This is a genomic window from Sandaracinobacteroides hominis, assembly GCF_016464365.1.
GTDB lineage: Bacteria > Pseudomonadota > Alphaproteobacteria > Sphingomonadales > Sphingomonadaceae > Sandaracinobacteroides > Sandaracinobacteroides hominis.
The window spans coordinates 67,497-79,765 of sequence record NZ_JADCUC010000007.1 but is presented as its reverse complement, the minus strand read 5'-3'; the positions used below and the strand labels follow the sequence as shown (position 1 = coordinate 79,765).

At 65.6% G+C, this 12,269-nt stretch carries 13 protein-coding genes; 5 read left to right on the top strand and 8 right to left on the bottom strand.

Features of this window, described 5'->3' with window-relative positions; all coding sequences use genetic code 11:
- Window positions 1-53 precede the first annotated feature (53 nt).
- Entirely contained in the window at window positions 54-941 is an 888-nt protein-coding gene (locus IM784_RS14365; protein ID WP_235977400.1) for a dienelactone hydrolase family protein, read from the bottom strand.
- Window positions 942-990: 49 nt separating this feature from the next.
- Here IM784_RS14365 and IM784_RS14360 point away from each other — a divergent pair, with 49 nt between their 5' ends.
- From IM784_RS14360 to IM784_RS14345, 4 genes are all read left to right on the top strand, one after another.
- The gene (locus IM784_RS14360) at window positions 991-1,791 is read left to right on the top strand and encodes a Rossmann-fold NAD(P)-binding domain-containing protein (RefSeq protein WP_199556030.1); all 801 of its coding nucleotides are present in this window, start codon (window positions 991-993) and stop codon (window positions 1,789-1,791) included.
- Window positions 1,788-4,115 (top strand): xanthine dehydrogenase family protein molybdopterin-binding subunit, encoded by a 2,328-nt coding sequence (locus tag IM784_RS14355; RefSeq protein ID WP_199556029.1) that lies wholly within the window; start codon window positions 1,788-1,790, stop codon window positions 4,113-4,115. The genes IM784_RS14360 and IM784_RS14355 overlap by 4 nt, the downstream gene beginning before the upstream one ends.
- Window positions 4,112-4,519 carry an EVE domain-containing protein gene (locus tag IM784_RS14350; protein ID WP_199556028.1) on the top strand — a complete coding sequence of 136 codons (408 nt, stop codon included), beginning with the start codon at window positions 4,112-4,114 and terminating at the stop codon, window positions 4,517-4,519. The genes IM784_RS14355 and IM784_RS14350 overlap by 4 nt, the downstream gene beginning before the upstream one ends.
- Window positions 4,520-4,750: 231 nt before the next feature.
- Complete coding sequence (locus IM784_RS14345; RefSeq protein ID WP_199556027.1) at window positions 4,751-5,533, top strand: hypothetical protein; 783 nt, start codon at window positions 4,751-4,753, stop codon at window positions 5,531-5,533.
- 150 nt (window positions 5,534-5,683) lie between these two features.
- Here IM784_RS14345 and IM784_RS14340 read toward each other — a convergent pair whose 3' ends face one another.
- The 7 genes from IM784_RS14340 to IM784_RS14315 form a co-directional block, all read right to left on the bottom strand.
- A complete protein-coding gene (locus IM784_RS14340) occupies window positions 5,684-6,052 on the bottom strand; it encodes a YbaN family protein (protein WP_199556026.1) in 369 nt (122 codons plus the stop codon).
- On the bottom strand, window positions 6,042-9,071 hold the full coding sequence (locus tag IM784_RS14335) for an amidohydrolase family protein (protein WP_328799553.1): 3,030 nt from the start codon (window positions 9,069-9,071) through the stop codon (window positions 6,042-6,044). The genes IM784_RS14340 and IM784_RS14335 overlap by 11 nt, the downstream gene beginning before the upstream one ends.
- Before the next feature lie 3 nt (window positions 9,072-9,074).
- Window positions 9,075-9,287, bottom strand: a complete 213-nt coding sequence (locus tag IM784_RS17665; RefSeq protein ID WP_328799552.1) for a hypothetical protein — start codon at window positions 9,285-9,287, stop codon at window positions 9,075-9,077.
- 106 nt (window positions 9,288-9,393) lie between these two features.
- A complete protein-coding gene (locus IM784_RS14330) occupies window positions 9,394-9,771 on the bottom strand; it encodes a type II toxin-antitoxin system VapC family toxin (RefSeq protein WP_199556025.1) in 378 nt (125 codons plus the stop codon).
- A complete protein-coding gene (locus IM784_RS14325) occupies window positions 9,768-9,959 on the bottom strand; it encodes a type II toxin-antitoxin system VapB family antitoxin (protein ID WP_199556024.1) in 192 nt (63 codons plus the stop codon). Before IM784_RS14325 ends, IM784_RS14330 begins: the two co-directional genes overlap by 4 nt.
- A gap of 46 nt (window positions 9,960-10,005) precedes the next feature.
- Window positions 10,006-10,638, bottom strand: a complete 633-nt coding sequence (locus IM784_RS14320; protein WP_199556023.1) for a 3-oxoacid CoA-transferase subunit B — start codon at window positions 10,636-10,638, stop codon at window positions 10,006-10,008.
- Window positions 10,638-11,345: a CoA transferase subunit A gene (locus IM784_RS14315; RefSeq protein WP_199556022.1), complete on the bottom strand. Its 708-nt coding sequence runs from the start codon at window positions 11,343-11,345 to the stop codon at window positions 10,638-10,640. The genes IM784_RS14320 and IM784_RS14315 overlap by 1 nt, the downstream gene beginning before the upstream one ends.
- Window positions 11,346-11,446: 101 nt before the next feature.
- Here IM784_RS14315 and IM784_RS14310 point away from each other — a divergent pair, with 101 nt between their 5' ends.
- A complete protein-coding gene (locus IM784_RS14310) occupies window positions 11,447-12,118 on the top strand; it encodes a histidine phosphatase family protein (protein ID WP_199556021.1) in 672 nt (223 codons plus the stop codon).
- The last annotated feature ends 151 nt before the right edge of the window (window positions 12,119-12,269 follow it).

Genomic DNA, 12,269 nt, shown 5'->3' with positions numbered 1-12,269 from the left:
TCATTTCCCTGCTGGGTGCAGGGCAAAGCCCTGCCCGCCGGAGGCAACCCGCCCTACAAATTCGCCTTGAACCACCCCAGCGCGTCCGCCCACCCTTCCTTCGCCGCCGCCTCGTTGAAGCTGGGACGATAGTCGGCGAGGAACCCATGGTCGGCGTCCGGGAACAGGCGGATGCGGCTTTTCGAACCCGCCGCCTTCAGCGCTGCCTGCATCTTCTCGACGTCGGCGACCGGGATGCCCTTGTCCAGCCCGCCATAGAGGCCGAGCACCGGGGCGTGCAGTTTGGCCGCATGGTCGATCGGCTGGCTCGTCTGCAGCTGGTTCGATGCGCCAACAAGCCGCCCATACCAGGCCACCCCCGCCTTCAGCGCCGGGTTGTGTGCGGCATACAGCCAGGTGATGCGCCCGCCCCAGCAGAAGCCCGTCACCCCCAGCTTCTTGGCGTTGCCACCGTCCGTTCCCGCAAACACCGCCGCCGCGTCGAGGTCGGACATCACCTGCGCGTCGGGCACCTGTGATACGATGGTCTTGAACAGCGTCTGGATGTCGGCAACCTTGGTGGCGTCGCCTTGGCGCTGATACAGGTCGGGGGCGATGGCGTAATATCCGGCCTGCGCGAAGCGGCGGGTGATGTCCTTGATCCACTCGTGCACGCCGAAGATTTCCTGCACCACCAGAATCACGGGCGCATTCTTCCTGTTGGCGGGCTTGGCGCGATAGGCGTTCATGGCGAACCCGGCCGAGGCGGGGAAGGTGAGCATCCCTTCGGTGAGGCCGTCGGCGGGCGTGGTGATCGCGGCCGCGCTCACCGGCTGGGCAGCCAGCGCATAGCCGACAGCGGCGACGCCTCCGCCCAGTGCGGCGCGGCGGCTCACGCCCGACATGCGAACCCAGTTTTCGGTTTCGGGCAGCGGATCGGAAGGCTTGTCGTCCAGCGTCATGGTCATCTCCCTCTGGCGGCGAGGCTAGCCGATGCCCTAGGCTGGCGCCATGCTGTTGATTCTGGGGCAGGGCTATTCCGGCGGGTTCCTCGCGCAGGCTGCGCGCAAGGCGGGCCACGACGTGCTGGGGGTGCGGCGCATGGCGGCGCCCGACCTGCTCGCCTTCGACGACCCGGCAGTGGAGCAGGCCATCGCCCGCGCCACCCACATCGTCTCCAGCGTCCCGCCACAGGGCGAAACCGGCGAGGACATGGCGCTCAGCCGCTACGCCAACGCCATCCGCCGCTCCAGCGCATGGGTCGGCTATCTCTCCTCCACCGGCGTCTATGGCGACACCGGCGGCGCCTGGGTCGATGAATCCGCCCCCATCGGCGGCGGCCGCCGTTCCTCGCGCTCGGCCGCCGACCTTGCCTGGCAGGATCTCGGCGCCACCATCTTCCGCCTCCCCGGAATCTACGGCCCCGGCCGCTCCGTGCTCGATCAGCTCCGCGCCGGCACCGCCCGCCGCGTCGACCGCCCCGGCCACCGCTTCAACCGCATCCACGTCGCCGACATCGCCGGCGCCGTGCTGGCGGCGATGGAGGCCCGCGCAAACGGCATTTTCAACGTCGTCGACGACCTGCCGGGAGAGCCGCGGCACGTCACCGAATTTGCCTGCGGCCTCTCCGGCCTGCCGCTGCCGCCGCTGCTCCCCATCGACCTCGCCAGCCTGCCGCCGATGGCGCGCGGCTTCTGGACCGAGCAACGCAGCGTTTCCGGCGCCAGACTGGAACGAGAGACAGGCTACCGCTTGCAGTTTCCGGACTATAAGGCAGGACTGACGGACATCTGGGCAGGAGAGCGGCGATGAAATTCGGAAGCAGCCAGACAGGCGTCGGCAAATCCGTGGAGCGTGTCGAGGATGCCCGCCTGCTCACCGGACGCGGCCGCTATACCGATGATTTCAGTGCCCCCGGAATGGCCTATGGGGTCACGCTGCGCAGCCCCTACGGCCACGCCCGCATCGCCTCCATCGACGCTTCGGCCGCCCGCGCCATGCCCGGCGTTCTCGCCGTCTACCTGCACGAGGACATCGCCCATTATGGCGAAGTCCCCTGCCTTGTCCCGCTTTCCGGGCCGATAAAGACTCCGCGCCACCTGCTCACCGGCGGGCAGGTGCGCTTCGTCGGCGACGGCATCGCCTTCGTCGTCGCGGAAACGCGCGAACAGGCCCGCGCCGCCGCCGACGCCATAGAGATCGATTTCGACGAGCTCCCGGCAGTCGCCAGCATAGAGGCCGCGATCGCTCCCGGAGCCCACCCCGTCTGGCCCGATGCGCCGGCCAACGAGCTTTTCCTCTGGGAAGTCGGCGACCGCGCCGCCGCCGACACCGCCCTGGCCGGCGCCCATCACGTCACCCGCCTGCGCATCATCCAGAACCGCATCGCCCCCACCAGCATGGAAGTCCGCGCCGCGCTGGGCGAATGGGTGGACCCGGCCGCGCCCGGAATTCGCGGCCAGCAGGATCGCGCCGCCGGCTTCACCCTCACCACCGGTTCGCAGGGCGTCGTCGGCATGCGGCAGAGCATGGCGAAGCAGATCCTCCACTGCCCCATCGAGGAGCTGCGGGTCGTCACCGGCGACGTTGGCGGCGGCTTCGGCATGAAGAGCTTCATCTACCCGGAATATGCCCTCGTCCTGCACGCCGCCCGCGACCTGAAACGCCCGGTGAAATGGACCGGCGAGCGCTCCGACGCCTTCCAGAGCGACACCCACGGCCGCGCCATGGAAACCGACGGCCAGCTCGCCTTCGATGCCGACGGCCGCATCCTGGCGCTGAAGGTCGAAACCTGGTCCGATCTCGGCGCCTACCAGTCGCAGTTCGGCCCGGCGATCCAGACCTTCGCCGGCGGCCGCATCATCGGCGGCGTCTATCGGATCCCCGCCATCCACAACAGCGTGCACGGCATCGTCACCAACACCACCCCGGTCGATGCCTATCGCGGCGCCGGCCGCCCCGAAAGCGCCTACATCATGGAGCGGCTGGTCGAGCAGGCCGCTCGCGAGCTCGACATCCCCGTCGACGAAATCCGCCGCCGCAACCTGCTGACGCCTTCCGAACTCCCGCATGCCAACGGCCTTGGCCTCACCTTCGACATCGGCGATTTCCCCGCCGTCCTCGAAAAGGCCCTCGCCAACGCCGACTGGAAGGGCTTCCCCGCCCGCAAGGCCGACGCCGCCCGACGCGGCAAACGCCTCGGCCGCGGCCTCTGCTACTATGTCGAGATCGCCGGCGGCGGCTCGGCCGAGGAATTCGCCGACATCCGTATCCTGCCCGGCGGCATCGTCGAAGCCGCCGTCGGCACCCAGTCCAACGGGCAGGGCCATGAAACCGCCTACGCGCAGGTATTGGCCGAACGCCTGGGCATCCCGATGGAGCAGGTGCGGATCGTGCAGGGCGACAGCAGCCGCCTGGAAGTCGGCCACGGCACCGGCGGCTCGCGCTCGATGGCCTGGGGCGGCGGCGCCTGCCTCGTCGCTGCCGAAGACATGATCGCGCGCGGCATCGAACTCGCCAGAACCGATCTCGGCGACGAAGTCGACTACGACGGCGGCCTGTTCCGCGCCCGGGGCTCCAACGCCACCCTCTCCATCGAGGAACTGGCCGCGAAACACCCCAACGGCCTCGACGGCCGCGCCCGCTTCGCGCCGGAACAGCCGCGCCCCACCTTCCCCAACGGCTGCCACGTCGCCGAAGTCGAAATCGACCCGGAAACCGGCGGCGTCGCCGTCACCCGCTATTCGCTGGTCGACGATTTCGGCACCATCGTGAACCCGATGCTGCTGCTGGGCCAGATCCACGGCGGCGTCGCGCAGGGGCTGGGGCAGGCCGTGAACGAAAACATCGTCTATGATGACTCCGCCCAGCTCCTCACCGGCAGCTTCATGGATTACGGCATCCCCCGCGCCGACGACATGCCCGGCCACATCGGCTTTGACACGCTGCCCACCATCAGCCCCACCAACCCGCTGGGCGCCAAGGGCTGCGGCGAAGCCGGCACCATCGGCGCCATGCCCAGCGTCATGAACGCCATCATCGACGCGCTCGACGGCACGCAGGTGGAAATGCCCGCCTCCCCCGAAAAACTCTGGCGCATCTGCCAGTCCCTGAACCACGCCGAGGCCGCCGAATGAGCCACTGGCTGCTGAAATCCGAACCAGACGTCTACAGCTACGACGACCTCGTCCGCGACGGCGACACGCTCTGGACCGGCGTCCGCAACAACACCGCCGCCCTCAACATGAAGAAAATGCAGGTAGGCGACGAAGGCTTCTTCTACCACTCCAACATCGGCAAGGAGGTGGTCGCCATCTGCCGCATCTCCAAACTGGCAGCCCCAGACCCCACCGACGAAACCAACCGCTGGATCGCCGTCACCATCGAACCGGTCCGCAAACTCCCCCGCCCGGTAACACTCGCCGAAATGAAAGCCGAACCAAAGCTGGAAGGCTTCGAACTCATCCGCCAGTCACGGCTGAGCGTGGTGCCAGTGCGCGACGCCGAATGGGCACAGATCCTGAAGATGGCGGGCGATTGAACATTCGCAGGGGCTCTGCCCCTGCACCCCGGCCCGCCGGTCTCGCGCGCCATCGGGCAAAGCGAATGTCTGCTTCGCGCGACACTTCAGCCATAAACGCCGCCCAAAACCCATCTCAAAGCCCGCTCAGGCTGAGCTTGTCGAAGCCCCCGGGAATTCCCAAGTGTCCTATAACTCCCCAGTACCCTCACCAATGCGCGCGTTGGCCATCAGCGAGAATCAGGAGCCAGTATGAGTGAGCCTGACTGGACGACGAACAAAGTGGCAGCGGGAGGTATGGGCAATACTGTACTCTACCGGATGGTGAAGGATTATCCCGGCCACACCTGTCCAGACATCGTCCGCGACAAAATGATGATCATTGGGCGTGTCTACTCAGCGGCGGTGACACGTGGTGTTGGAGAGAGAGGGGGAGAAATTGAAGCCGCGATTGATCTGTATGACCATCTTGCCCAGCATATTGTCAGCGTAGGGTGCGAACTCGACAAGCAGATCGATAGCCTCAGACACCTTGGAAGATTGGATCTCAGCAATCTCCGCAGCGTCATTGAGGCTCATTCATTCCTAAATGGTGTTATATCTGACTCTATTAGGGGCTGGAGAGGTCGAGATGGTGATCATGACCGTGAACGTCCGGCGCGATACTCGTTTGTGTCCAAGTATCTTCACTTCCATGCACCGATGTCGTTTTTCATCTATGATTCGGTCGTTTCGGCGACGCTGAGAAAGTTGCGGAATCCCCGCGCGAGAGCACCATGGCCCCGCGACCTCGAGAAACAGTATCGAACCCCTTATGGCAAGCATTGCGTTCATATGCTGAGCTGCGCGGAAGCTTACTATTCTGGAATACAATGGACGCCTCGGCTCATAGACGGGCATCTGATGGGATATATCAAAGATAAGAGAATCCCTTGTGCGATCCGAAAAGCTCGCGATGAGCGTGATCAGGACGACCAGGCTCGGGCAGCAAAGAGGCGGGCAGATAAAACTCGCAACAAGAGCGCTGGTGAATAATTGGGCACCATCGGGGCGCCACATGCAATCAATCAACCCTCTTGAACCGATTCCGCCGATAAAGTTCCAACTTCGAGGGTGCAGGGAAATCATTTCCCTGCTGGGTGCAGGGCAAAGCCCTGCCCGCCGGAGGCACCCTCCCCGCTCAAGCTAAGAAGGCCGCGTCAAAATCCAAGCCGCACAAACCGCCATCGCAGCCGCCACTCCCACCGCCAGCCCCAACTCCGGCTTTGCCGCCAACGCAAACACCGCATAGCCAGCCGTCATCCCGCTCACCGCAAACATCTTGCCCCGCGCCGGGATCGCCCCCCGCGCCCGCCAGTCCAGCACCAGCGGCCCGAAGCGCGGATGCGCCAGGATCTTCGCCTCCAGCCGGGGAGAGGAGCGCGCAAAACACCCCGCTGCCAGGATCAGGAATATCGTCGTCGGCATCAGCGGCAGGATCGCGCCGATCACCCCCAGCCCCACCAGGACGAAGCCCAGCGCCAGCCAGGCCCCGCGCTTCAGCCTAATGGACATGTCCGACGGATTCGGCCGCTGCCGTTTCGCGGTTGTAGCGGCCGCCCGAAACCCACCAGTGCGGCGGGCGCGTCACCTGCGCCGGCGCCACTTCGTTCATCGTCGCCGAATCATACAGCCGCCCGCCCAGCATCACCTGCGCCACCTTCTCGCTGTTGCGGATATCGGCGGTCGGGTCGGCGTCGATCACCACCAGGTCGGCAAGCTTGCCGGCTTCCAGCGATCCGATGTCCTTCGCCATCCCCAGTGACTTTGCCGGCACGATGGTCCCCGCCTGCAGCGCCTGCAGCGGCGTCATCCCGCCCTTCACAAAGCTCCACAGCTCCCAGTGGGCGGCGATCCCCGGCTGCTGCCCGTGCGCGCCGATGGAGACCAGCACGCCCCGTTCCGCCAGCCGCTTTGCCTCGCGGGCGTTGATTCCATCATAGAACAGTTGGTCCGGTGCCTTCACCCGGCGCAGGCTCTCGGCCAGCACGCCCGGCGGCGTGTGCTGCTTCAGCAGCGGCTGGTCGAACATGTCGGTTGCCTGCCGCCAGTATTTGTCGCCATCCATGCCGCCGAAAGACACCACCAGCGTCGGCGTATAGTTGGTGCCGCTGGCCGCAAAGAAGTCGATCATGTCGGCATAGAAGCGCTGCATCGGGATGTTGTGCTCCAGCGTGGCGTTACCATCGGCGATGATGGTCATGTCCAGTCCAAACAGCGATCCGCCCTCGGCCACCACCTGCATCCCCTCGCGGCGGGCGGCTTCCGCCACCTGCTGCCGCTGCTCGCGCCGGGGCTGGTTGTAGTTCTTCACCGATTGCGACCCTTGCGCCTTCAGCCGGCGGACATGCGCCAGCGCATCGTCCAGGCTGTTGATCTCGGCATAGACCCGCGCCGACTTCGCGCCATAGACGACCTCGCCGGTGGAAAAGATGCGGGGGGCAAGGAAGCTGCCGCTGCGCTGATACTCCTGCGCCGCAAACACTTCGGTCGAACGGTTGGAGGGGTCGTGGATGGTGGTGGTGCCCAGCGCCAGCGCCTGCACCTGCACCCAGTTCTGCTGCGGGATCAGGTCGCCGGTGCCGATCGGCCCGTGCGCGTGGGCGTCGATCAGGCCGGGGATGATGGTCTTGCCGGAAACGTCGATGCGGGTGGCGCCGGCGGGTATGGCAGTGCCGGCCGGGCCGACCGCAAGGATGCGGTCGCCCTGCACCACGATCACGCCGTTATCGATGATCCCGCCATCGGCTGCCGACATGGTGACGAGGCGCGCGCCGGTCAGCGCCAGGGTGCCGGTCGGCTTGTCGGCGGCGACCTCCATCGAAAGCGACACACCCGAGGTCGGCTGCTGGAACTTTGCCGGGTCGGTCATCATCGAGGCAAGCGAGGCCGCATAATATTGCGGCCCCACGCTCCAGCCGATGCGGCTGCTGTCGGCCGACCATCCGGCATATTCCGCCCCGCCGCGGCTGGCGCGGACGACTGGCAGCGCGGTGGATTTCGAATCGATGGAGACATCCTGCGGCCCCGCCATCAGCGGCATCACCCAGGTCTCGTAATTCTGCCGGAAGGCCAGCCAGCGGCCATCGGGGGAAACGCGATAGTCGGTCGAAAGCTCGCCGCTGCCGTGCACGCGCTTCGCCTCGCCGTTCAGATCGACGCTCACCAGCTGCTGCTTGCCGCCGCCCGAGCTGTTCAGGAAGATGCGGTCGTTCGCAGCGCCAAAGTGCGGCATCGATCCGGACGCGGAAATGCGAACCGCCTCGCCGCCGGAAACGGCGACCCGGTAAATCCCGGCATTCTCCGACCAGTCGCCCGATGTCAGCCCGCCGCCCTGCCGCTGCTCGAACACCAACGTCCGCCCGTCGGGCGAGAAGGCCGGGCGCGCATAGAGACCGGGATTCGAGGTGACGGTGCGGCCCGACCCCGACGGGCCGACGACGCGGATCTCGCCCAGCCTGTCGTCGGTCCAGCGGACATAGGCGATGGATTTCCCGTCGCGCGACCAGCTGGGAAACAGCTCGCGCGCACCATCCTTGTCACGCGTCAGGCGTCGCGCAGCGCCACCGGAGGCCGGCTTCAGCCACAGTTTGCCAAGGCTTTCGAACAGGATCGACCGCCCGTCCGGGGATTCGCTGGCAAAGCGCACCATCTTCGTCGGGAACCGGTCGGGCGCCACATCCACGGTCGGGTGCAGCGAGGCGACGGCGGCGCGGGTGTCGGCCACATGAAACGGGATTACGCTCGCCCCGGAGCCATCGCGGTTCACCCGGTTCAGCTTGCCCTTCGCCCAATAGACCAGCCCGCGATTGTCGGGCATCCAGGCGAAATTCGGATACACCCCGGTAACGGCCCAGCCTTCCTGCATGTCGATATCGAGGCCCGAGACGACGCGCGTTTCAACGCCAGAGGCAAGATCCTTCACATAGAGGCTGGAATGTGTCCCCTCGCGCTTGATGAAGGCCAGGCTTTTGCCGTCGGGCGAGGGCTGCGGCCGCACCGCGCCGCCGGGGCCGGACGCAACCGTGCTGATCTCGCCGGTGGCGATATCCACCGCCTCGATGTTGAACAGATCCAGCTGCGCATCCTGCGCATATTCGAAGATCGGCCCGGGCGAGATGTTGCGCGTGTAATAGACTTTGCCGCCGCCATTGCCCTTATCGGGTGCGAACACCGGCTCGCCCAGCTCCTTCTGGTGCTGCTCGTTCGGCCGCTTCACCAGCGGCGCCCCGCCACCGCCCGACACATGGTACAGCCAGATTTCCCCGGTGCCGAGCGAACGCTGCGTCGTGAAATGCTTCTTCGCCGCGATATACTGCCCGCCCGGGCTCCAGCTCGGCTGATAGACGAGGCGGAAATCCTCCTTCGTCACTTGCCGCTTGTCGCTCCCGTCGGCGTTCATCACCCAGATATTATCGCCGCCGCCCCGATCGGAGGTGAAGGCAATCCGCCGCCCATCGGGCGAAAAGCGCGGCTGCACTTCCCACGCCATCCCTTCGGCAATCCGCGTCGGCGTGCCGCCGGAAATGGGCATCGTTTAGATATCGCCCAGCAGCGCAAAGGCCAGCGTCCGCCCATCCGGCGAAACGTCCAGGTCCATCCAGGTGCCTTCGGTGACGTCGATCGGAATCTGCCGCAACGTCGCGCCGCCGGCGGTCGAGACATCCCATTTCGGCGGTTCCGCTGGCTTGGCCTGCCCCAGCACCGGGGTGGCGAGAATGGAAAGAAACGCAAAAGCCAGCCGCTTCATCAAGGACCCTTCATGTCGAACTGTCGCCAAGCCTAGGAGTTCACGTCCTAGCATCGGGCAAGCAAAGGGGAAGGGTGCAACGCCGACCAAATCGCCCTGTATCGCCCTATATCGCGACGGCGATTCCCAGCTCCGCCGCAACAGCGTTCAGCCGGCGGTCGCGCGACAGGAGCAGGGCGTGGCTCAAAATCGCGGAAGCGACAAGATGTGCATCCACCCAGCCGATGCCGCGAGAGTGAAGGGGGATGCTGTTCACCAGCCCCAGCACTTCTGCGTCCCGCGCCACGTCTGCCGCCGGCAGGGTCGCCATTGATTCCAGAATGCCGGCGCGGTTTCGGAGCGATCCGAGGCCCACCTCGCCGATTACTGCGGGATGGCAGACCACTCGGCCGTCGCGCAACAACTCCGCAAAGCCGGGCAGACGGTCGCTCAGATGTTCGATCCAGATCGACGAGTCTGCGAGGATCGGCTTTTGCCCGATCATTCGAAGCGACGGCGGCGCGGCGCCTTCAGGTCAGGCTCGGTTCCACCCAACAGCGCCAGCCGCCGGGCAGCTTCCCGCGCCACCATCTCCTTCAGCGCGCGGCGCAGCAGCTCCGACTTCTCGTGGATGCCAGTATATTCCATAGCCGTCGCCACCAGCTCGTCGTCCAGCGTGATCGTCGTTCGCATGCATCAAAATTAGCATCAACTGATGCGCATCTCAATGCAACCGCGCTCACCCGATAAACATCGCGCTGGTTTTCGCCTGCACGTCCTCCAGCGTCACCCCCGGCGCCATTTCCACCAGCCGGAACGGGCTCTTGCGGTCGGCGCGGTCGAACACGGCAATATCGGTGATCAGCACGTCCACGACGTTCCGCCCGGTCAGCGGCAGCGTGCAGGCCGGCACGAACTTCGGATTTCCCGCCTTGTCGACATGCTCCATCAGCACCACGATGCGCGGCGCCCCGGCGACCAGGTCCATGGCCCCGCCCATGCCCTTCACCATCTTGCCCGGCACCATCCAGTTCGCAAGGTCGCCATTCTCGGCCACTTCCATCGCCCCGAGCACGGACAAATCCATATGCCCGCCGCGGATCATCGCAAAGCTGTCGGCGCTGGAGAAATAGCTGGTGCGCGGCAGCTCGGTGACGGTCTGCTTCCCCGCATTGATAAGGTCGGCATCCTCCTCACCCTCCCACGGGAAGGGCCCCATCCCCAGCATGCCGTTTTCCGACTGCAGGGTGATGTCCAGGTCGCCGGCATGGTTTGCCACCAGCGTCGGCATGCCGATGCCAAGGTTCACGTAAAACCCGTCCTTCAGCTCCCGCGCGGCGCGTTGGGCCATCTCGTCTCTTGTCCAGGCCATTATGCCGCCTCCCGCTTGCGAACCGTGCGCTGCTCGATGCGCTTCTCGAACGTTCCCACGAACACCCGCTGCACGAAGACGCTGGGCGTGTGGATGCTGTCCGGCTCCAGCGCCCCGTCCTCGACGATCTCCTCCACCTCGGCGACGGTCACCCTGCCGGCCGTCGCGGCAGGCGGATTGAAGTTCCGCGCCGTCTTTCGATAGACCAGATTGCCGAACCGATCCGCCTTCCACGCCTTCACGATGGCAAGATCGCCGACGATCCCCCGCTCCAGGATGAACGTCTCGCCGTCGAACTCCTTGTGCTCCTTGCCCTCGGCCACCAGCGTGCCGACGCCGGTGCGGGTGTAAAAGCCCGGGATGCCGGCGCCACCGGCCCGCATCCGCTCGGCCAGCGTGCCCTGCGGCGCGAACTCCAGCTCCAGCTCGCCCGCCAGATACTGCCGCTCGAACTCCTTGTTCTCGCCGACATAGCTGGAAATCATCTTCTTCACCTGCCGCGTCTCCAGCAGCAGCCCCAGCCCGAAGCCGTCGACGCCCGCATTGTTGGAAACGACGGTCAGCCCCTTCACGCCCGATGCGCGGATGGCGGCAATCGAATTCTCCGGAATCCCGCACAGGCCGAAACCGCCCGAGACGATCGTCATCCCGTCAAACAGCAGCCCGTCCAGCGCCGAAGCCGCGTCCGTGTAAACCTTGTTCGCCACATTCCCTCCCGGTCTTGATATCGGCAACAGTTGAAAGGCGATTCGGGATTCAGATAATTCGAATCTTGACCCAGCACTAGCCGCAAGCTTTGCCCGCTTCCATGCCTAACCTTGCCTCTCCCCCCTCCGCTCCCCCCTCCGCTCCCTCTCCGCTTTACCTTGCCCGCCATGCGGAGACGGTCTTCAACCGCGCCCGCCGCATGCAGGGGAACGACGCCCACACCCCCCTCACCCGGGACGGCATCGCCCAGGCCGAGGCGATGGGTGCGGCGCTGGCCCGGCATTTCCGCGACAGCGGCGAACCCGTACCGCAGATCTGGGCCTCACCCGCAGGGCGCACCCTGCAGACGGCCGCCATCATCGCCGAACATCTCGATCGCGCCTTCTTCGACATCCGCCCCGACAGTCGCCTGCGGGAAATCGAAGTCGGCCGCTGGACCGGCCGCGACTATGCCGAGATCATCTCAAGCGAAGGCGAAATCCTCGACATGGAACACAAGCTGTTCCGAATGCCGATCCCCGAAGGCGAACACTATTCCGACATCGCCCGACGCCTGCGCGACTGGCTGGCAGACGCCGGCACCGCCCCTGCCCTCGTCATCAGCCACGGCATCACGGCGCGGGTGCTGCGCGGCATGCTGGTGGGAGGGCGCGAATTCCACGGTGTGCCGATCGCCGCAGACCTTTCCCAGGGCAGCATTTGCAGAATCGACTCGGGATTCGAACGCATCACCCTTCAGGGAACCGGCGTTAGCGGGCCAAGAGCAGCCTGATATCGGCACCGGAGTGCCAAGACATCGCTAACAATTTGATGGTCAACAGCCAAGATTCGCACAAGAAATTGTGCAATGCAGCAAAACGAGAATCAAGGGTAACTTGCCGTTTTTACGCCGTTTACCATGCTTCTCTCGCCACGACGTGCCA

Excerpts from the sequence above, each read along its gene's own strand:
- IM784_RS14365 (WP_235977400.1), bottom strand. The coding sequence starts at position 941 with ATGACGCTGGACGACAAGCCTTCCGATCCGCTGCCCGAAACCGAAAAC.
- IM784_RS14360 (WP_199556030.1), top strand. The coding sequence starts at position 991 with ATGCTGTTGATTCTGGGGCAGGGCTATTCCGGCGGGTTCCTCGCGCAG.
- IM784_RS14355 (WP_199556029.1), top strand. The coding sequence starts at position 1,788 with ATGAAATTCGGAAGCAGCCAGACAGGCGTCGGCAAATCCGTGGAGCGT.
- IM784_RS14350 (WP_199556028.1), top strand. The coding sequence starts at position 4,112 with ATGAGCCACTGGCTGCTGAAATCCGAACCAGACGTCTACAGCTACGAC.
- IM784_RS14345 (WP_199556027.1), top strand. The coding sequence starts at position 4,751 with ATGAGTGAGCCTGACTGGACGACGAACAAAGTGGCAGCGGGAGGTATG.
- IM784_RS14340 (WP_199556026.1), bottom strand. The coding sequence starts at position 6,052 with ATGTCCATTAGGCTGAAGCGCGGGGCCTGGCTGGCGCTGGGCTTCGTC.
- IM784_RS14335 (WP_328799553.1), bottom strand. The coding sequence starts at position 9,071 with ATGCCCATTTCCGGCGGCACGCCGACGCGGATTGCCGAAGGGATGGCG.
- IM784_RS17665 (WP_328799552.1), bottom strand. The coding sequence starts at position 9,287 with ATGAAGCGGCTGGCTTTTGCGTTTCTTTCCATTCTCGCCACCCCGGTG.
- IM784_RS14330 (WP_199556025.1), bottom strand. The coding sequence starts at position 9,771 with ATGATCGGGCAAAAGCCGATCCTCGCAGACTCGTCGATCTGGATCGAA.
- IM784_RS14325 (WP_199556024.1), bottom strand. The coding sequence starts at position 9,959 with ATGCGAACGACGATCACGCTGGACGACGAGCTGGTGGCGACGGCTATG.
- IM784_RS14320 (WP_199556023.1), bottom strand. The coding sequence starts at position 10,638 with ATGGCCTGGACAAGAGACGAGATGGCCCAACGCGCCGCGCGGGAGCTG.
- IM784_RS14310 (WP_199556021.1), top strand. The coding sequence starts at position 11,447 with ATGCCTAACCTTGCCTCTCCCCCCTCCGCTCCCCCCTCCGCTCCCTCT.